The sequence below is a fragment of the Paenibacillus auburnensis genome (assembly GCF_927798115.1).
Classification (GTDB): Bacteria; Bacillota; Bacilli; order Paenibacillales; family Paenibacillaceae; genus Paenibacillus_AQ; species Paenibacillus_AQ auburnensis.
Map to the genome: position 1 here is coordinate 297,782 of NZ_CAKMMG010000002.1, position 19,833 is coordinate 317,614.

The 19,833-nt window shown below is 55.1% G+C and carries 18 protein-coding genes and 2 riboswitches; of the genes, 3 read left to right on the plus strand and 15 right to left on the minus strand.

Features of this window, described 5'->3' with window-relative positions:
- Window positions 1-47: 47 nt before the first annotated feature.
- Window positions 48-965, minus strand: coding sequence for a homoserine O-acetyltransferase MetA (metA, locus tag L6H70_RS13205; RefSeq protein WP_236333736.1), 918 nt, complete (start codon window positions 963-965; stop codon window positions 48-50).
- Between the two features lie 108 nt (window positions 966-1,073).
- Window positions 1,074-1,206: riboswitch (SAM riboswitch) on the minus strand.
- Between the two features lie 397 nt (window positions 1,207-1,603).
- On the opposite strand from metA, the gene corA reads away from it, so the two are divergent.
- Complete coding sequence (corA, locus tag L6H70_RS13210; RefSeq protein ID WP_206103960.1) at window positions 1,604-2,539, plus strand: magnesium/cobalt transporter CorA; 936 nt, start codon at window positions 1,604-1,606, stop codon at window positions 2,537-2,539.
- A 116-nt stretch (window positions 2,540-2,655) separates the two neighbouring features.
- Here the strand turns inward: corA and L6H70_RS13215 are convergent, their stop codons facing one another.
- From L6H70_RS13215 to cobJ, 12 genes are all read right to left on the minus strand, one after another.
- Window positions 2,656-3,597, minus strand: a complete 942-nt coding sequence (locus tag L6H70_RS13215) for a 1-phosphofructokinase family hexose kinase (RefSeq protein WP_236333738.1) — start codon at window positions 3,595-3,597, stop codon at window positions 2,656-2,658.
- A gap of 89 nt (window positions 3,598-3,686) precedes the next feature.
- Window positions 3,687-4,703, minus strand: a complete 1,017-nt coding sequence (locus tag L6H70_RS13220; RefSeq protein WP_236333740.1) for an HRDC domain-containing protein — start codon at window positions 4,701-4,703, stop codon at window positions 3,687-3,689.
- Window positions 4,704-4,916: 213 nt separating this feature from the next.
- Entirely contained in the window at window positions 4,917-5,798 is an 882-nt protein-coding gene (locus L6H70_RS13225) for an ROK family protein (RefSeq protein ID WP_236333743.1), read from the minus strand.
- Between the two features lie 198 nt (window positions 5,799-5,996).
- Window positions 5,997-7,511 carry a cobyrinic acid a,c-diamide synthase CobB gene (locus L6H70_RS13230; RefSeq protein WP_236333745.1) on the minus strand — a complete coding sequence of 505 codons (1,515 nt, stop codon included), beginning with the start codon at window positions 7,509-7,511 and terminating at the stop codon, window positions 5,997-5,999.
- 47 nt (window positions 7,512-7,558) lie between these two features.
- The gene (locus tag L6H70_RS13235) at window positions 7,559-8,653 is read right to left on the minus strand and encodes a cobalt-precorrin 5A hydrolase (protein WP_236333747.1); all 1,095 of its coding nucleotides are present in this window, start codon (window positions 8,651-8,653) and stop codon (window positions 7,559-7,561) included.
- On the minus strand, window positions 8,646-9,440 hold the full coding sequence (gene cobM, locus L6H70_RS13240) for a precorrin-4 C(11)-methyltransferase (protein ID WP_236334044.1): 795 nt from the start codon (window positions 9,438-9,440) through the stop codon (window positions 8,646-8,648). Before cobM ends, L6H70_RS13235 begins: the two co-directional genes overlap by 8 nt.
- A 5-nt stretch (window positions 9,441-9,445) precedes the next feature.
- Window positions 9,446-10,156 (minus strand): precorrin-2 C(20)-methyltransferase, encoded by a 711-nt coding sequence (gene cobI, locus L6H70_RS13245; protein WP_236334046.1) that lies wholly within the window; start codon window positions 10,154-10,156, stop codon window positions 9,446-9,448.
- 172 nt (window positions 10,157-10,328) lie between these two features.
- A complete protein-coding gene (cbiE, locus tag L6H70_RS13250; RefSeq protein ID WP_236333749.1) occupies window positions 10,329-11,558 on the minus strand; it encodes a precorrin-6y C5,15-methyltransferase (decarboxylating) subunit CbiE in 1,230 nt (409 codons plus the stop codon).
- On the minus strand, window positions 11,551-12,678 hold the full coding sequence (locus tag L6H70_RS13255; protein WP_236333751.1) for a cobalt-precorrin-5B (C(1))-methyltransferase: 1,128 nt from the start codon (window positions 12,676-12,678) through the stop codon (window positions 11,551-11,553). Before L6H70_RS13255 ends, cbiE begins: the two co-directional genes overlap by 8 nt.
- A gap of 31 nt (window positions 12,679-12,709) precedes the next feature.
- A complete protein-coding gene (locus tag L6H70_RS13260) occupies window positions 12,710-13,369 on the minus strand; it encodes a precorrin-8X methylmutase (protein ID WP_236334048.1) in 660 nt (219 codons plus the stop codon).
- 34 nt (window positions 13,370-13,403) lie between these two features.
- On the minus strand, window positions 13,404-14,210 hold the full coding sequence (gene cobK / locus L6H70_RS13265; RefSeq protein ID WP_236333753.1) for a precorrin-6A reductase: 807 nt from the start codon (window positions 14,208-14,210) through the stop codon (window positions 13,404-13,406).
- 4 nt (window positions 14,211-14,214) lie between these two features.
- On the minus strand, window positions 14,215-16,182 hold the full coding sequence (gene cobJ / locus L6H70_RS13270; RefSeq protein ID WP_236333755.1) for a precorrin-3B C(17)-methyltransferase: 1,968 nt from the start codon (window positions 16,180-16,182) through the stop codon (window positions 14,215-14,217).
- Between the two features lie 99 nt (window positions 16,183-16,281).
- Here cobJ and L6H70_RS13275 point away from each other — a divergent pair, with 99 nt between their 5' ends.
- Both L6H70_RS13275 and L6H70_RS13280 read left to right on the plus strand, forming a co-directional pair.
- The gene (locus L6H70_RS13275; protein WP_236333757.1) at window positions 16,282-16,431 is read left to right on the plus strand and encodes a hypothetical protein; all 150 of its coding nucleotides are present in this window, start codon (window positions 16,282-16,284) and stop codon (window positions 16,429-16,431) included.
- A 34-nt stretch (window positions 16,432-16,465) separates the two neighbouring features.
- Window positions 16,466-16,655, minus strand: a riboswitch (cobalamin riboswitch).
- 134 nt (window positions 16,656-16,789) lie between these two features.
- Complete coding sequence (locus L6H70_RS13280; protein WP_236333759.1) at window positions 16,790-17,731, plus strand: ArsR/SmtB family transcription factor; 942 nt, start codon at window positions 16,790-16,792, stop codon at window positions 17,729-17,731.
- 132 nt (window positions 17,732-17,863) lie between these two features.
- Here the strand turns inward: L6H70_RS13280 and L6H70_RS13285 are convergent, their stop codons facing one another.
- The gene (locus L6H70_RS13285) at window positions 17,864-18,139 is read right to left on the minus strand and encodes a DUF6171 family protein (protein WP_236333761.1); all 276 of its coding nucleotides are present in this window, start codon (window positions 18,137-18,139) and stop codon (window positions 17,864-17,866) included.
- Window positions 18,140-18,153: 14 nt separating this feature from the next.
- A complete protein-coding gene (locus L6H70_RS13290; RefSeq protein WP_236333763.1) occupies window positions 18,154-19,650 on the minus strand; it encodes an alpha-N-arabinofuranosidase in 1,497 nt (498 codons plus the stop codon).
- Window positions 19,651-19,833 lie beyond the last annotated feature (183 nt).

The window sequence follows — 19,833 nt, forward strand, 5'->3', positions numbered from 1 at the left end:
GGTAAGCCTCCTAAATGTGGTGTTGAGCATTCTCTGCTCATCTATGATTAAATGATGGGACCAATATCGTAAGGGGTCTCCTGATATACATAGTAATTGAGCCAATTGGCGAACAATAAGTTAGCATGGGCACGCCATACGGCCGGCGGGGTACGCTGAGGATCATCCTTTGGATAGTAATGCTTCGGCAGTGCAATATCCATTCCCTTGGCTATATCGCGGTCATACTCCCATTTCAGGGAGAATGGGTCATACTCGGAGTGACCAGTGACAAAAATCTGCCTGCCGTCATGTGTTGACACAAGATAGACTCCGGCTTCTTCGGATTCAGCAAGAATCTGCAGATCGGGATTCGCTTCGATATCTTCCCGGGAAACGTCGGTGTGGCGGGAATGCGGAACATGGAACACCTCATCAAAACCGCGCAGCAGCTTGAAGTTATTATGGCTCAAGGTGTGCGGGAAGACGCCGAAGCATTTCTCGGGCAGACTGACCTTGCGTACGCCGAAGTGGTGGTATAATCCAGCCTGTGCCGCCCAACAAATATGCATCGTCGAGGTGACGTTGTGCTTGCTCCATTCAAATATTTCTTTCAGCTCTTCCCAGTAATTCACATCCTCAAATTCCAGTTGCTCTACGGGGGCACCGGTGACAATCAGTCCGTCCAGACGGCGGTCGCTGATTTCATCAAACGTTTTATAGAAACTCTTCAAATGCTCCGGCGAAGTATTTTTTGAGGTATGCGAGCTGGGATGCAAAAGGATCACATCGACCTGGAGCGGGGAATTCCCGATCAGGCGCAGCAGCTGCGTTTCTGTCGTTTCCTTGGTAGGCATTAAATTCAGGATAGCAATCCGCAAGGGGCGGATGTCCTGATGAAAAGCCTGGCTCTCATCCATTACAAAGATATTTTCTCCGGATAATACTTCTTTGGCCGGTAAGCTGTCGGGAATTTTGATTGGCATTGAGTGTCCACTCCTTAATCGAATTAGTGTCCTTCCATTGGCTGAAAAGCATGCAAAAATGACCTTTCTCGCACGAGAAAGGTCATATAGCTGTAGTCATATGCGCCTCTCTCATCTGCCAGAGAACGATGCCGGGATATCTTCTTCCCCTGCATAGCTTCCGCAAGAATTAGCACCGTGCGTTTACACGCCGGTTGCCGGGTTTCATCGGGCCAGTCCCTCCACCTGCTCTTGATAAGATTTAGCTGTATTCAATTATTTTCTTAAAATTCACTTTAAATCATGAACCTGCTTTTCGTCAAGTCCATACAATGCTGAAGAGCCCCTAAACTGTAAAGAATTTAGCTTGTAAGAGGCATATCCCGGCGTTATACTAGACAAGTGTTTCACAGCACAATTGACGAAAAGAAGAGGTGAGTAAAGAATGGAAGGCGACCCGGGTGCGCAGTTAAGCGTACAAAGTGAGCAACCACACAGGATTAACATCAGCTTGCCGGCGGCGGGAGCATTTCTTCTTTATGTCCTCGAAACGTCATTCTGGCCGATTCATTGATTGTACCACCGGCCAAGCTGATTTTTTCCGTGTGCTTTAATTAGCATACCCCTGGAGAAGAACGGGGACAGAAGGAGTGAATCAGATGAAAATCCGGCTGGTGAATGCAGGGGTTTTTACACCGATCGATGATATTGAGGAAACACTTACCGCCCCTTTAGAGGGATTCTACTGGATCGATGCCGATGACGAGGATTTGGAGCTGCTTCAGCCTCTGTATAATCTGCATGATCTGGCTGTTGAGGATTGCCTCAGCGAAGAGGAACAGCGGCCGAAGATTGAAATTTATGAGAGCCATTATTTTATTGTAGTCAACAGCATCCGTTTTGATGATGAGGAGATTTTCCTCCGGGCGCTTAACGTTTTTCTGGGCAGACATTTCATAATTACCGTCACCAAACAGAAAATTCATGAGCTGCGTGTCCTGAAGCCCATTCTGTGGGAGCAGGAGGTCAGCGAACCTGACCGCTTCCTTTACCATCTGATCGACACCGTAGTAGATAATTACTTCTCGGTCGGCGACCGGATCGAAGCACGGATCGAAAAGCTTGAAGAGGATATCCTCATGCACACCAAGAAATCGCACTTAAGCGAGATCATCGGTCTGCGCAGTGAAATTCTGTGGCTGAAGAAGATGCTGGGGCCACAGAAGGAAGTTATCAACACTCTAAACAAAAAGGACCTCCGCCTGATCGATGATCAGCTGCAGAAGTACTTCAGCGATATTTATGAGAATGCGGTTAAAATCTCTGAAACATTCGAAACCTACCGCGACCTCATGGGCAACTTACGCGAAGCCTACCAATCCAGTATCGCTAACCGCGCCAATGAGATCATGAGAGTCTTTACCGCAATTACTACGATATTCATGCCGCTGACCGTAATCACCGGTATCTACGGAATGAACTTTGACAATATACCCGAGACTCATTCACAATACGGCTACTATGGCGTAATTGCAGTAATGGTAACACTCGGTTGTGGAATGCTGGTTATATTCCGCAAAAAGGATTGGCTATGAGCACTAACGGACGAATACGCTAAGGCGAAGGTTACCGCTACCGCAAGGTAAGAGGAAACCTTCGCCTTTTTGGTTAGGTCACAAACACAAATAGCACATTTACGGCATGACGCTGATCAGCGGCCCGCCTCATCCGCTTCCTTCATCTCAGCAAATAAACGTTCTGTATCTTCACGCTTGCACAGCTCCCGCTCCGGATTCATCACGGCCGCGCTGCCGGAAGCAATTCCGAACTGGACGGCTTCACGCAGAGGCCTTCCGCGCTCCAGGCTATATACGGTCCCTGCTACCAGACTGTCTCCTGCACCAACGACGCTAAGCACCTGAACTTCAGGAGCATTCAAATGCTCACAGCCTTCCCTGGTAATCAGCAGTGCGCCTTGTCCGCCTAAAGAGACCACCACCACTTCGGTCCGTCCCTGTTCAATCAGCTCAAGCGCAGCTGCCTTTAATTCTTCATCACCAGCGATGCCGTGCCCGACAAGCTCTTCCAGTTCACGCGCATTCGGTTTCAGCAGGTAGACACCGGCATCTGCAGCGTATTGCAGCGCTTCTCCTGAAGTATCCACAATTACCCGGGCATTCCACTGCTTCGCAGTTTCTACTACGCGCCCATAGAAATCCGCCGGACATCCCGGCGGCAGGCTGCCGCTGGCGACAACATAGGTTGGCTTCTCCGTTAAGGCTTTTAGCTGCTCCAGGCACTGCAACCAATCCCCTTCAATAAAATGCGGGCCCGGCATGTCAAAACGGAACTGCTGGCCCGTTGATTCCTCAACGACGATCAGATTTTCGCGCGTCTGCCCTGAAATCCGGATCTCCTGATGGCGCACGCCCTCCTGCTCAAGCATATGATGCAGCAATTGTCCATGCAGACCGCCCGAGGCATAAAGGGCCAGTGATTCCCCACCCAATCTGCGGATCGCCCGGGACACGTTGATCCCGCCACCGCCCGGTTTATACGAGGCTTCCCGGCAGCGGAGCTTGTGGTCAGGAACTACCTTTTCAATACTCGTGCTGGCATCCACACTTGGATTAACTGTCAATGTCACAATCATACGAATCGCTCCTTTGTAATCGCGCTTACCAGTATCATAACGCAAATAGGTGCTGATTCCTAAAGGGGCGGTGATCCATTTTTCTCTGATTAAAAACTCGTCGCGATTCCCATTCCGGCATCCTGTATCCGGCGGAAACGGATACGGATCAGCCGCAGGCGTTCATAATACAAATCCAGCCCCTCTGCCGGCGAGAAATTCTCCCCGTAAGCTTTATAAAGCGCTGGCTTCAGATACGAATCACCCATCAGCTCATAGGCAGTCCAAATGCGGTTCTGCTCCTCCGCCGTAACCTCCCTTAGCTCAAGCTCGATCAGCTTCTCCACTGAATATCCCTCCTTCTCCAGCTCTTCAACAGATTCGAGCACTTCGCGGCGGCTGACTCCGCTGGATACCTTCAGCTGCTCCATATCCAGGCCGTTCTCAATGCCCTGAAGCAGGATCCGCCGAAGCCGCAAACGTTCCAGCTGCTTCTTATATTTGATCTCTTTCTGCTTAAAGAGCCAAGAAGAGAATTCCTCATCATCCACCGCTTCAAACACCCAATTCAGCGGATAATTGTGCTCCCGGGGTACAGCAGAGGTGATATTCAGCCAATCCCCACCATGCTGTGAAGCCTTTCCTTCCCCGACACCAGGGATTTGCAGCAGCTCCTCAGGCGTGCGGGGCAGGTAGGCGCTGAGCATACGCAGCAGACGGTTACTGGCGAGAATATACGGCGCTTTCCGTTCGCTAGATGCCTTACCCCGGCGCCAAGCACACAGTTCCTCATAGACAGCCTCATTGCCGTGATGTTCACTGTAATACTGCAGCTGCAGCTGCTCACGGCTGCGCTGGGCCAGATTCTCCTCGTCATGAAACACACCGTCAATCAGCGGACGGTAACCGGCACCCATCTTCACCGCCAGCTCATGCCTGTAGACGCAGAGCATTTCATTCCACGAGCCGCCCTCATACCAGATATGCTCATCTGTTTCAAGATTGCCCGCGAAATCCTTCCAGCCCAGGCGCCATACTCCCTCCTCCTCGCCAATCCAAAGCTGGGCAAAAATCTCCTGTTCTACTCCAGATATTCTGGATAACCGGTTCATAAATACAATCTGCATATGAATCCCTACCTTCCTCGTCTTACAGCAAGCATGATCGCTGCGCCGGCCGGAGGCCACGGTGTAACCAGAGCCTCCACAGCTCCAATACATCTCCTGAACGCACAAAAAGCACCTCTTTCACGATAATCGTGAAAGAGGTGCTTCCTCTGAATGCTATACTGTTGAATCCTACAATACCATAAATTTCCGTACAGTCAATCTCTTTTTATGCTACGCTCTGGCGAGTGCCAGCTTGGCAAGACCCAGTGCTCCGGAAAGCCCGGCATTGTCGCCAAGCTGCGGCGGAACAATATAGCTGCCGATTTCTGCATTCAGTGCAGGATGCTGGACATACCCGCTGAGCAGCTCCTGCAGCTTGGTATGAATCAGGGGAAACAGCTGGCTCTGCTTCATAACACCGCCGCCCATAACGATTCTTTGCGGAGACAGGATCAGTACATAGTTCATCAGTGCATGGGCCAGATAGTGGGCCTCCATCGCCCAGGCCGGATGATCCGCGGGGAGCTCGCCGGCAGGCTTACCCCAGCGGCTACCGATAGCCGGACCCGCAGCCAGGCCTTCCAGGCAATCCCCGTGATAAGGGCAGAAGCCGCCGTAGGTATCCTCGGGATGCCGGGGAACGAGAATATGCCCCATTTCCGGATGGGACAAGCCGTGAATCAGCTCTCCTCCGACAACCGCACCGGCTCCAATACCTGTTCCGACAGTAATATATAGACAACTGTCCAGTCCTTGCGCAGCGCCCCACGTATATTCACCCAACGCAGCACCGTTCACATCCGTATCGAAACCAACCGGCACCTGAAATTGTCCGGAAACAGCGCCAACAAGATTATACCCTCCCCAGTGGGGTTTAGGTGTAGTGGTGATGTGTCCGTAGGTGGGGCTGCCAAGCACCGGATCAATCGGTCCGAACGAACCAATTCCGATCGCCTCTATATTCTTGCCGGTAAAATAGTCCAGCACCAGACTCATCGTCTCCTGCGGGGTTGTCGTAGGAAAGCTTACCCGCTCGATAATTGTACCGTCTTCATGCCCGACTCCACATACAAACTTTGTTCCCCCTGCTTCAATTGCTCCCAGTCTTCTCACTGCAGCAGTCTCCCTTCGTTATGAGCGGCAAGCCGGATCACCGGCTTCTCCGTTATAATTCCGATAATAAAGCGCTCTACTGAAATAATTATACGTGGCTACTGTTCATATGACAAGCGGTTGACATACATCTCTTAAAAGCAAAAAAAGATACCGCCCCATACCCGGAATACCCGGGCAGACTGCTGTATCCTTCACTTAAAGTCTGTTTCCGCGCAAATAGCTGCGGCATGCCGCCACCAGCCTTGCCGCCGCCGGCAGATAAGAGGCCAGATGAATATGCGTATAGGCGGCCATGACATTCCCCTGGTGATACCCCTCAGGATGAACGCCTCCCCTTCCCTTGGTCTCATAGGCATAGGACCGGGGTTCCCCTGCTTCGTAGCTCATCACGGAGTAATGAAATTCATGGCCGCGCAGGCGCTCTCCCTGCTTGAGCAGCAGGCTGTCCTGCAGCGCTGTAACCTCACGGTAGCCGAGTGCGGCACGGCGTTCCTGCATGACCGCATGGGCTGGTATTACCCCCGCCATCTTATGCACAGCTCCGGCACGGTCGGTAAGTGTGCGGGCCAGCACCATATATCCACCGCATTCTGCATACAGCGGCATTCCCTGTCCTGCAGCAGCTCTAAGGCCGGCAAGAAAACTCTCATTGCCGGCAATTTCCGCAGCGAATTCCTCCGGAAAACCGCCGCCGAGGTAAATGCCGTCCGCCTCCGGCGGGATGCCGTCACCGCGTAGCGGGCTGAATTCAACCAGCCGCGCTCCGGCATGGGCTAACAGCTCCAGATTGTCGGCGTAGTAGAAATTAAATGCGGCATCCCGGGCGACGGCGATGACCGGAGCCGGGTGCGGAAGCTTCCTGCCATCAGCAGCCGGGCCAGCCTGCACTTCCTCCGCTGCACACCCAGAAGTGGATGAAGCTACTATGCAGGAACAGTCCTTGTCAGCTGCACCAAGAGTCAGCGGATTCGCTGCCTGTGCAATGCCCAGCAGCATCTCCAGATCCGTACCCTCCGCCAGCAGATCGGCGGCGTGATCAAACAAGGGCTCCAGCTCCCCGCGCTCCACGGCGGGTAGCAGGCCCAGGTGCCGCTCCGGAATGTCCAGCCCGCCGTCCCGCGGCAGCCCGCCGATAACAGGGATTCCGCAGGCAGCTTCGATGGCCGTTTTGACCGTTCCGAAATGGCTGGCGCTTCCGCATCGGTTCACCATTACAGCGGCAATCCGCACACGCGGCTCCAGCTGCTGAAAGCCAAGCACTACCGCCGCCGCACTGCGGCCCATGCTGCGCACATCCACTACAAGCAGAATGGGGCTATCGGTGAGAAGCGCAATCTCGGCAGTAGACCCGGTCAGCGCTGCTGCTTCTTTACCGTCATAAAGCCCCATAACCCCTTCAATCACCGAGAGCTCAGCATTCTCGGAGGAACGCAGGAAATATTCCAGCAGGTAGCTGTCCGGGGTCATCCAGGAATCAAGATTGCGGGCAGGATAGCCCGTTACGGCAGCATGATAGGCCGAATCAATATAATCCGGGCCGCATTTGAAGCCCTGCACCTTCAGCCCGCGCCGGGCAAAAGCCCGCATCAGCCCCAGTGTCACCGTCGTTTTGCCCGAACCGCTGCCGGTGCCGGCTACGATGAGGCGCGGACGGTGCTGCGACTGGCTCAGCTGTTTCCTAAGGTTATCGTTCTCTTCCTTTTCATCCATCCGCCTTCCCCTCCGATCCCAAAATTCGCATTACCGCTATATCCGGCTTATCCGGTATAAGTTACCCTGGCTACGGCAATCGTTACATTGCCGCTTTTTTTCTTGGGCAACAGCAGCTGACCGCTGCCGGAAGACAGCAATACTGCCGGTTCACAGACGCCATATGCACCGGTCGCCTTGAAAACAATCTCCGAAGGACAGTCCAGCGGCACGGAGTTCAGCTGCTCCGGAGAATACAGACTGAGCTCCCAGCCATATTTCCCGCATAGCGCAAGGAGTCCTGCTTCATCACCTTTAATAGCGGCGGTTGCGGCATTCCGGACGCTTAAAAGAGACAGCCCCAGCTCAGCCAGGGTTTCCATAACCACGGCTTCCAGCTCTGCTGCCGGTGTCCCGCGGTTGCAGCCGAGGCCGAGCACCAGGCTACGGGGCCGGTACACGGCGGTCCGTTCTCCAAGCGCCGCGACTTCCTCCGGCTTCAGCAGGCGGTCGGTTACAACAATTGCCGCGCTGCGGGGCACCTGCAGCAGCTCCAGCATGTCCGCGCAGAGCTGGATATGATCCGGCAGCACAGCTCCTGCCGGAAGCCAGTCCCGCTCGCCGCTCTCCTGCAGGAAGGCTACCGGCTCACCGTTGACGATAGCCGCGCTGACACTTTTCATCGGGGCGAAGCTATCCGCCCGCCAGCCGAATTCGCGGCCCAGCAGATCTGCGGCGAAGGTGCCCTGCACATCCGAAGCTGTAGTAATCACGGGACGGCTCTGAAGCAGTTCGGCTATTTGCAGCGTCAGCCTGTTCGCCCCGCCCAGATGGCCGGACAGCACACTGATGACATGTTCTCCGCCCTCATCAATGACGATGACCGCAGGATCGGTTTTTTTGTCCTCCAGAAGCGGTGCGATCAGCCGGACGGCCGCGCCGAGCGAGAAGAACAGAATAACCGCCTCATACCGCCGGAAGAGATTCGGCAGCAGCTCTTTGACAGAACCGGCAAAAATCCGGCGTTCACCAGGAATCTCTTCCAGCTCCCCGCTGTATTTCGCATAGCAATACACCTCAGTATCTGCGAGCAGCCCGCCCAGCTTCAGGGCCAATTCGATTCCGTTTCGCGTAATGGCTACAGCCGCAACCTTCCTAACCATGCTGGCTGGTCCCCTCCCGGAACCCATGGGTGAAGGTCTTATCGTAAAGCTTCGAGCGGGGCGCACCATGGTCAACCAGCTGCGGATCCAGTGCCCGTCCGGCCAGAATCATCGCATGCATCGTAATCCCGGCTTCCTGCAAGTCTCCCTCCAGCCGCTCCACCGTCGTCCGCAGAATCTGCTGATCCGGCCAGGTAGCCCGCTTAACGACAGCCACAGGTGTATCGGGGCTCCAGCCGGCGGCGAGAAATTCGCCGGCGACATGCCCGGCCAGCGATGCACTGAGAAAAAGCGCCACCGTGCAGTGGTGCTCGGCAAGCCGCCGCAGCTGCTCGCGTTCCGGTACCGGTGTGCGCCCTTCGGCACGGGTAAGGATCACCGTCTGCGTCAGTTCCGGCACCGTCAGCTCCGCACCCAGTGCCGCTGCCGAAGCGAAGACGGAGCTGACGCCCGGAACGATCTCATAGCTGACGCCGCACAGTTTCAGAAGCGACATCTGTTCAAGGATCGCCCCGTACATGGAGGGATCACCAGTGTGCACGCGGGCGACACTTTTCCCGGCCTGGACAGCCTGCACCATCAGCTCCACCTGCCGCTCTAGGTCCATGCCCGAGCTTTGCAGCACTTCAGCCCCGTCCTTGGCACTGTGAATCAGCGCTTCGCTTACCAGGGAATCCGCATAGAGCACAAGATCCGCCGAACGCAGAATCCGGCTGCCCTTGACGGTAATCAACTCCGGGTCGCCGGGTCCAGCACCGACGATGTATACTTTTGGCTCCAGCAGCAGGTCCGTCATTTGCTCACCACCATCAGGCTCAAATACTCCAGTTCCGTACCGCGCAGCTTGCGGGCATCCCGCCATACCGTTTCATACGGTGAAGTCACTTTGGTGACAACCGAGGCTTTACCGCCCAGGCCTAATTCGTCCAGTACATCCAGCACGGTATCCAGTACCTTCGCTACTTTAAGGAAAACGATGGTGTCGTGATGGAGCAGCGCCTCCTTCAGCGCCTCACGGTCTTCGGTGGCAGGAATAATGCCTACCCGCTGGTTGCCGTCGGCAAGCGGCTGTTCGAGCGCAGCGGCTGCACCCAGCACCGAAGAGATTCCCGGAACGGACACAACCGGCACCCCGGGATGAAGCTCCTGCATCAGCCGGGCCAAATGGATAAACGTGCTGTACAGGTTAGGATCACCCTCGGTCACAAAAGCAACATCATTCCCGTGACGCAGCTCATTCCAGCACAGCTCAACTGTCCAGCGCCACCCGTTCTCCAGCTGCACCGGATCCTTGGTCATCGGGAAGACGAGGCCCAGCATCGTTTTTTGCTCCGCATCCACATATATTTCCACGATTTCATGGGCGTAGGACTTGCCCCCTTTTTTGGCGGCGGGATACGCGATAACCGGACATTCCTTGAGCAGACGGCAAGCTTTGACTGTGATCAGCTCCGGATCGCCCGGGCCAACACCGACCCCATACAGCGTTCCGACTGCCAGCAGGGCAGGCTCATCCTCGGGAAGCAAATCTTCTTCAAAAAGCCTATATCCTGCGCTTGCCGTCTGCTCCATTGCCTCTATCCGTTGTGTCCCGGCTGAATTGTCCCCGCCTGCAAGCTGCGGCTGTGTCTCCTGCTCCATTGTGCTCATCCACGCTTCCTCCTTTAATTTGAGTTTAGAAATCGGCCTTCGTCCCGCTAATGACATAGACGGGATTCATCCCTTCCAGCCGGGTCATGCCTAGAATCGGCTTGCCCCGAGAAGCCTGAAGGTGCGTAACCTCCGGATTCAGACCGGCCGCCCTCAGCGCCTCCATACTTCCATATAACGTCTCAATCGTGATCGCAGCAACGACAATCACTCCGCCCGGCCGCAGCCGTCCAGCCGATTGTGCAATAATATCGGCAAGCTCGCCGCCGCTGCCGCCAATGAATACAGCATCCGGATCGGGCAGCTTGTCCAGCCCCTCCGGCGCCTTGCTGTGAACAATCGTATAATCGGCGCGGAATTTCCGCCGGTTCGCCTCCATGTTCGGCAGATTAACCTGCTCTTTCTCCAATGCAAAAATTTTACCAAGACGGGCAATCCGCGCACATTCCGCAGCAACCGCCCCGGAACCGGAGCCGATATCCCAGACTACCGCATTCTCCGCCAGATTCAGCTCGGATAACACCAGAGCGCGTACTTCGCGCTTTGTGATCAGCCCCTTCTCCGGCTTCCGCTGCTTAAACGCTTCGTCCGGATAAGCAAACCCGCGCCGCACACCGGCAGTGCTTTCCGGCTTCCGGCGCAGAATCACTACATTCAGCGCTGCAAAGTCATGCCTGGCCATATCGTCCAGCTCCCAGAACCGGCAGACTTCTTCGGGACCGCCCAGCCGCTCACAAACAAAGGCTTCATATTCCAGCATGCCGAACTCCAGCAAGTAGGCGGCGATGACCGCCGGATTATTGACCGGATCGGTCAGCAGCGCCACCTTGTGTCTGCCGTCAATCCGCTGGGCCAGTCCTGTAATCGGCCGCCCGTGCAGACTGACAAGCTCCGCATCCTGCCAGCTGTCGCCAAGCCGGGCAAAAGCAAGCTGCACACTGCTGTAATGCGGAACCACCTCAACATGCTGCGGCCCGAACCGCCGGACCAGAAAGCCGGCTATTCCGTAAAAGAGCGGATCTCCGGAGGCAAGCACCACCGTCTGACGCTCTCTATAGAGCCCCTCCAGCTTGTCGGCAAAGGCCTCCAGTCCGCCCTGCAGGACGATTTTCTCCCCGCAGTACCGGCTGAAGAATGAAAGCTGCCGTTCTCCGCCAAACAGTACTTCGCTCTCCTGCACTCTGCTCAGGCTCTGCGGCGTCAATCCCCCGGCGCCGTCTTCACCAATGCCGATGATATATATTATTTTATCCACGGATCTCCGCCCTCCCCAGCAGCCTGCCCTTCATCGTAATCAGCACCATCTCCACCGTCATGCCTCCATTCACCTGCTTCAGACATTGGCTGCAGGCATGGCGGCACAGCTGTTCAAAAAACTCCAAATGCCCCGCCTCAGTCATCAGATCCACGACCTGAGAGGCGGTATTTGCGACTGCAACCTCCTGTACCAGTCGTTTATCAGCCCCTGCCTCAGCGGCAACGGCGGCGAGAAAGCCGAAGTCTACAGGCGCATTTTTGGAATGGATCAGCATCGCACCTTGCGCCACCTTGGAATATTTACCGGCCATGCCCACCAGCGTCACTTTCTGAAATCCGTAAGCTTTGGCATGGCCGAGTGAGAACCCTACATATTCACCCATTTGGATAAAAGCTTCCTCCGGGAGCTCATTGAACATCGCCTGCGCATGTTTTTCACTGCTGCCTCCGGTGGTCAATATCAAGTGGCCGTTCCCGGTAGCGGCGGCGACCGAAATCGCCTGTACAATGCTCGCCTGATAAGCTTCAGTAGAGAACGGAGTCACTACGCCGCGCGTACCAAGAATGGAAATGCCACCCAGGATGCCGAGCCGCGGGTTGAGTGTCTTTCGGGCAATCGCTTCGCCTTCGGGTACACTGATAACAACACGCAGCCCGCGCGCTGCACCATGTTCCTCGAGCACCTCGGAGACAGCCTCCAAGATCATCCGCCGCGGTACCGGATTGATTGCCGCTTCGCCGACTGCCACCGGCAGGCCCGGTTTCGTTACCCGGCCGACGCCGCGTCCGCCGTCAATCTCGATCGAGGGGTGATCCAGCCAGCTCACCGTAGCTTCAATCCACGCCCCGTGTGTCGCATCGGGGTCATCCCCGGCATCCTTAATTGTTGCGCAGGTCGCGCTAATGTCACCTTGACGTTTGAAGCCGGTCAATTCGAATCGGTGGTGGAATCCCGCTGGTAAATACAGCTCTACGCTATCCGGCGCTTCACCTGTTATGAGCAAGAGTGCCGCCCCTTTGGCTGCTGCCGCTGCACAGGCACCAGTCGTATAACCCCGGCGCATCGGACCCGGACTCCCAGCCGCTGCCTGCCCGTCCATTCCGTTCTCTCCGGTCATGGCATTCCCTTCTTTGCCGATTAATAGGTTCTTATTTCCCTCTAGCCTGACGGACGGCCAGCAGACTAAGGGCATTCACCGCTGCCACAACTACAGTGCTGCCGCCTTTGCGCCCGGTATTCGTTATATAAGGAATATCCAGCTTGCGCAGTTCATCCTTGGATTCAGCAGCGGATACGAAGCCGACCGGCATGCCGATAACCAGCGCCGGCCGGGCTGTACCTTCTTTGATCAGACGTATCAATTCCAGCAGGGCCGTTGGCGCATTGCCAATGACATAGATCCCCCCCGGGGCAGCCACAAAGGCTTTGCGTGTGGCGACAATCGCCCGGGTCAGTCCCAGCGCTTTTGCTTCTTCGATAACATCCGGATCCGATATATGCACACGGACTTCCCCGCCATACCGCTGAATCCGCTCTTTCGCGATGCCCGCCTCCACCATCCGCACATCAGCGATAACCGGCATTCCCTGCAGTATCGCGTTGATTCCCGCTTCAATCGCCTGGGGATGAAACACCAGACTCCGCCCCAGCTCGAAATCGGCCGAAGCATGGATGATCCGCTGTACCACCGGATACTGCTCGTCACTAAAATTATGACTGCCAAGTTCCTCCGTAATCATTTGGAAGCTCAGACCTTCTATTTCCTGCGGCTGTACCGTCAGCGGCTTAAACTCCGTCCCGAAGTCCACGTCCATTCCCCTTTCTTTTCGTTCCTGCACCTGTTCAGCGTGTAACCGAACGGTACTCCGGCCTTTCCGCCAGCTCAGCCTGGACCGCCTCTGCCAGCGCATCAAAGGAATCATACACTCCGCCATTCCCATCAAACAACAGCTGCTGCCGGGTGATGAGGATGACATACAGCCCCATATCCAGCGCTGTACGCAGCTTCTCATCCACAGCTCCCTGTGCGCCGCTTTCCTTGGTAACCATGACCTGTGTACCGTAATGCCGGAACATGGCTTCATTCATTTCCCGCGAAAAAGGTCCCTGAAGCGCAATGATATTCCGCTGTTCAATTCCCAGTCTCAGGCATTTCTCTATATTCTCCAGGCAGGGCAGCAACCGGACCGTCAGGCGCACTTTCGGGTCACCGAGCAGTACCTGCGCAAAAACCTCCAGTGTCTTGCCTCCGGTCGTAAGCATCACCGAGCCTTTGATCACCTTCGCTGCAAGGGCCGCTTCCTCATAGGAATGTACAGGAATAAGCTTCGGATGACTGTCAAACGCAAGACTCCGCCGCTCATAGCGGAAGTATGGCAGTCCCAGCGCTGCCGCAGCCTGAATTGCATTGGCATGCGCCTCAAGCGCAAAGGGATGGCTGCCGTCCACCACAGCGCGATAGTTACCTTCCTGCAAAAGCGTGATCATCCCCTGCATATCCAGCCGCCCGGTCCTGGTGCGGATTCCAGCCTCCTCCAGCCGTTCCGCCGCGCTTACAGTCACTACCGAGGCCAGCAGGGGCAGCCCCCGGCGTGACAAGACCAGCGCCAGCTCCCGCGCGTCGCCTGTCCCGCAGAGCATCAGAATCATCGTGTTACAGCTCCTTCGGGCTGCCCGCAGCAGCCGTCGGGACAGAATCATCATGTCCATGATCATGTGCATGGGAATGCCCGTGATGATGATTGTGACCTTGGTGCGGGTCATGTTCATCACCATGATGAGGCTCATGGATGTGTCCGTGTCCATGTCCATGGTCATGCCCGTGTCCTTCTTCACCATGATGGTGATGGTGATGGTGATGCAACAACCCTGCTGCAACCCGGTATCTGCAGTTATCGCAGTTGGCGAAGGACTTACCTTCCAGCGTCTCCTCAATACGCTCTGCGAGCATATCCGCCAGCAGCGGATGATTTCCGATATAGCTGCCGAGCTCCACCTCGACCTCCGGATGCGCTGCGGCGAACTCTGCGACCCTCTCTGTAAACTGCTTCATCAGCACTCCGGTGAAGAGCAGATACGGCAGCACTACAATTTTGCGCGCACCCAGTGCCAGACAGCGTTCCAGGCCCTCGTTCAGCGATGGCCGGGCAATGGCGATAAAGCAGCTCTCAACGCTTTTATAAGCAGTGTGTTCCCACAGCAGCCTTGCCAGCTTGTAGAAATCACTGTTCGCATCAGGATCGCTGCCTCCGCGGCCCATGACAAGCACGATGGTATCCTCTGCAGCTACCGGCTCTGTCTCAGGTTTATCCCGCAGTCCCAGAGGCACAGCCTCCGTAATCCGGTCCAGTAAAATATCCACCGCTCTCTCCTGCACACCAACCGGACGACCGTAGATAAACTCCACTTCGGGATACTGCTTTTTGGCCTGGTCAATCGCCAGTGGGATATCGAGCTTGGAATGTCCTGCTGCAAATAAAATAATCGGCACAACATACACCACCCCGGCACCGCCGGCTACACATCGTTCAATCCCTCCGGCAATCGAAGGAGAAGCCAATTCGATGAAACAGGTTTCAATGTTCAACTCAGGCTTACGGGCAGCAAGCTGAGCTGTAAAATTCCGCAATTCCTCATTGCCCTCTTCAATCCGGCTGCCATGGCCTACAAGCAGTATGGTTTTTTGGGTCATCCTGTTCTTCTCCCCGCTCCTCTTCTGCAGGACAGCAGGGGCACTGCTATCCGCAGTGCTGTTGGTCCCGCCGCTGCCGGAAGTACTCTGCGCTGCTGCCGCCAGCGACCAGGGCTCCGCTGCGGTCCGCAGCCGCTCGTGCGGCTTCAGCGCCTGGGTCTCCGCGCCAAGATTGTACTTGCGCTCATAACCGCGCGGCGTCACCATCAGGCCGTCATACACAGTGGTAGCAGAGTTGCCTACCACGACTGTAGAGAGCATGCCGATCTCATGCTCCAGCATCTCCTGCAGCGTCGTTACAATGACCTGCTGGCGGTCCCGGTAGGCATTCTTGACAATGCCTACCGGCGTGGCCGGATCTCGGTGGCGGAGCAGAATACTGCGCGCCTCTTCGATCTGGCGCGTCCGCTTGCCGCTGCGCGGATTATAAAAGGCAATTACAAAATCCGCAGCACCCGCTGCATCAACCCGCGCGGCTATGCTCTCCCATGGCGTAAGATGGTCGCTTAGGCTGATCGTGCACGAATCATGCATAATCGGTGCTCCGAGGAGGGATGAGCAGGACTGAATCGCCGATATTCCGGGGATCACCTCAACCTCTACACCCTCTGTACGGTTCCAGCCGCGTTCCATCAGCACCTCATAGACCAGTCCGGCCATTCCGTACACGCCGGCATCCCCGCTGGAGATGACGGCTATCGTCTGGCCCGCCTCCGCCCGGCGTACAGCTTCCTGAGCCCGGCTGACTTCTTCGGTCATCCCTGTGCCGACTATTTCCTGATACTTCAGCAGCGGCTTAATAAGCTCGACATAAGTGTTGTAGCCGATGACCGCTTCGCTCTCCTCAATCGCAGCGAGTGCTCGGCCTGTAATCTGTTCCAGGGCACCGGGGCCAAAGCCGATAATCAGCAGCTTTCCTTGTTTCTCCATTCCTTTTCCCCCGTTCATATGTAGATCAGACAGAACATGCGCCAACGCAATTTTTCTGGTCCATAACAAAAACTCCCGGCCCTAAGGGGTGGGAGTGCTATGTACGTCATCAGTTATGCAAGAGAGGATGTCGGTCTGCTGCAGCATGGAATCTTCACAGGAATGCAATACAGCAGCTTATCCCGGCGGATACCGCAACAAATCTCAGGATTCCCGTCCGCGGCAACCACCCGGCCTCTATTTCATTAACCCGTTCGTACACCGCTCTTATCCGCGTAGAGTCGTGGTGTGCGCCAACAAGGTAGGTCTCCTGGCTCGAAATACAAACGCCAAATCTTCGTCTTCCCCGGCAGCCTTGCCGAGTGACATCCTGAAGTTCAGCTCTTTCTTACAGTGGCGGGACCGCTCGGGAGTTTCACCCGATTCCCTGTTACCCCTTGCCTGACAAGGGCACCTTGTTCGTTCGCTAATTTATCCAATCCATTATAGAAGCCCCTACCAGACCTTGTCTGTGATAAAAGTGAAGCGCCATTCTTGTCTTTTAGCTTGTACCGAAGACATTTAAATAATATAATTATTAACTATATAACATGAACCGGAGGTTCTCATGAAACTTGATCTTACCGAAGACTCTTTACCGGTGTACGAAGCATTATCCAGTAGCGTACGCCTTCATATGCTCCGGTTGCTTGCTGTTCAATCCATGAACGTCAAGGAGCTGGCGGGAGCAGTCAATCTGAGCAGCGCGATTATGACGATGCATGTGCGCAAACTGGAAGCTGCCGGGCTAATCCGCACCCACATGGCTCCCGGACGAAGCGGTTTACAGAAGATCTGTTCACTTGCTGCCGAGAATGTAGAAATCATCTTCCCTGCACAGGCCAAAGCTGAACGTAAGGCTTACCGCAAAGATATCCCCGTCGGCCACTACTCCGATTTCCAGATCGAACCCACCTGCGGGCTGGCGACTACGGAGCAGGTGATCGGCAACTTCGACGACCCGCGTTATTTCTGGGATATGGAACGGGTAAATGCCGGTATTCTGTGGTTTGGAAAAGGATATGTTGAATACAAAATCCCGAACTTCCTGTTAACCAGCCAGCAGCCGGAGGAGCTCGTCATTACGATGGAGATTGCCTCCGAAGCCCCTTCAACCAACAACAATTGGCCGTCAGACATCGCCTTCACCCTGAATGGCCATAAGCTGGGTTATTGGACAAGTCCGGGTGACTACGGTGACCGCCTGGGGAAATACACACCCTTATGGTGGCCTGCGTATACCAACCAATACGGCCTGCTTAAGCAGCTGCGCATTACACCAAAAGGAACATTCATGGACGGCCTTAAGCTATCTGACATCACGCTTGAGCAAGTCGGCATCAGGGACAAGCAGTGGACCTTCCGTCTCTCCGTAGATGAAGATGCTGAACATATCGGCGGCCTTACCCTATTCGGCAAGGGATTCGGCAATTACAATGACGATCTGGTCGTTGAGCTGTTCTATACCGATAGCGCCAGCTCCGCAGAGCCGGCTGAAGCAGCCGAATAAGGCACAAAAAAAGCGGCAGCCAAGGACATTTTCAATCGTCCATGACTGCCGCTGTTCTATTATGCCCTCGTGCAGCGGGAAATCCTTATGCACAGGTTAAGCTTATTCATCGCATGGCTTCACCCACACGGTTTAATCAACGACCGGCTGCCACAGCCCGCCTCCCGGCAACGGGCAGCCGCGGGCTTTGAGCCGGGCGACAACCGGAATAATACAGCCGCAGGCGGTACAGGTCACGCCGTCTTGAAGCTTGGGACACGCGGAACACAGTGCGAAGCGGGCCGCGTATACTTCTTCCGGCGCTGTATTGTCCGGCGTGAACATCGAGGAAGCCAGAATCCGGGCAATCTGCGCCTCTGTCACTTTGTAATCATCCCGGCAGCCTTTGCAGGCAGTTGTTGTACTCATCTTAGATCTCCGCCTTAAGCCTTCGTCTTAATTTCCAGTACGGTAACCGACATCGGAGGCAGCTCCAGGCTGAGGACACCGTCTTCCAGCTGGAAGGCGGTAAACGGCTGTGGCGCTACCGCTTCCGGCTCACTGAAGGTATTATGGGCATCAATCGCCGTTCCGGCTAGCGTCGTTCCGGTCACTTCTGCCGCCTGTCCGGCAAGTCCGCGCAGCTCCAGCGGAAGCTTAGCTGCTGCTGCATGGTTCAAGTTGCACAAGCTGACATGAATCACGCCTTCTGCGGTAACAGAAGCAGAGGCCGACACCTCCGGAATTTCGCGTCCTTCGAAGCTGTAGGTTCCGCTCTCCAGCGCCAAATCCAGCAGCTCTGCATCCTGATGCACCTTATACATGTTGAAAACATGGTAGGTAGGCGTCAGAATCATTTTCTCCCCTTCGGTAAGAATTACAGCCTGCAGCACGTTGATCGTCTGGGCAATGTTAGCCATCCGCACCCGGTCACTGTGCTTGTGGAAAATGTTCAGAGTCAAGCCCGCAACCAGCGCATCCCGGATGGAGTTCTGCTGATAGAGGAAGCCCGGATTGGTTCCCGGCTCGACATCATACCAGGTTCCCCATTCATCGACGATCAGGCCAACGCGCTTCTCCGGATCATATTTATCCATAATGACGCTGTGTCGGGTAACCAGCTCATCCATGTGTAATGCCTTTTCCAGCGTAGAGAACCATTCTTTGGTCTCAAAACCGGTAGCCGCACCCTTTGTTTGCCATTCGCCTGTTGGCAGCGTGTAATAATGCAGTGTGATCGAATCCATGAACCGGGTGGCTTCACGCATGAGCACTTCTGTCCAGTTATAGTCATCTGCATTCGCACCGCAGGCGATCCGGTGAATCTTATTGTCGCCATAATTGCGGACATACGTCTGGTAACGGCGGTACAGATCGGCGTAATATTCTGGACGCATGTTTCCGCCACAGCCCCAGTTCTCATTCCCCACGCCAAAATAAGTCACGCTCCAAGGCTCCTCGCGTCCACTCTCCTGGCGCAGCTCTGCCATCGGTGAAACTCCGTTAAACGTCAAATATTCCACCCATTCGGACATTTCCTGAACGGTTCCACTGCCTACATTGCCGTTAATGTAAGGTTCACATTCCAGCATGGCGCACAATTCCATAAATTCATGGGTGCCAAAATGGTTATTCTCCACTGTGCCGCCCCAGTGTGTATTGATCATCCGTTTGCGGCCTTCGCGCGGACCGATGCCGTCCTTCCAGTGGTATTCATCCGCAAAGCAGCCGCCCGGCCAGCGCAGCACCGGAATCTTGATTTCCTTAAGCGCTTCCACAACATCGTTGCGGATACCCTTCGTATTGGCAATCGGCGAATCTTCGCCCACCCAGATGCCTTCATAGATACAGCGTCCCAGATGTTCAGCGAAATGTCCGTAGATGTTACGGTTAATGGTTCCTTTGCGGATGTCCGTGTTCAATACCATGCGTTTAGCCATTTGGTTATCGCTCCTCTAAAAGTTAATAAATATATTAATCACTTAACAGTTATATTAATATTATAATCAAGATTCTTCGTATTCGTCAATCTTTATATTAAGCACTCCTGACCGTATGCAGGGGCCCGGGAAGCGATGAAAGTCGTATCTCCTTTGCATATCGGAAAGATTAATTTCATTGTC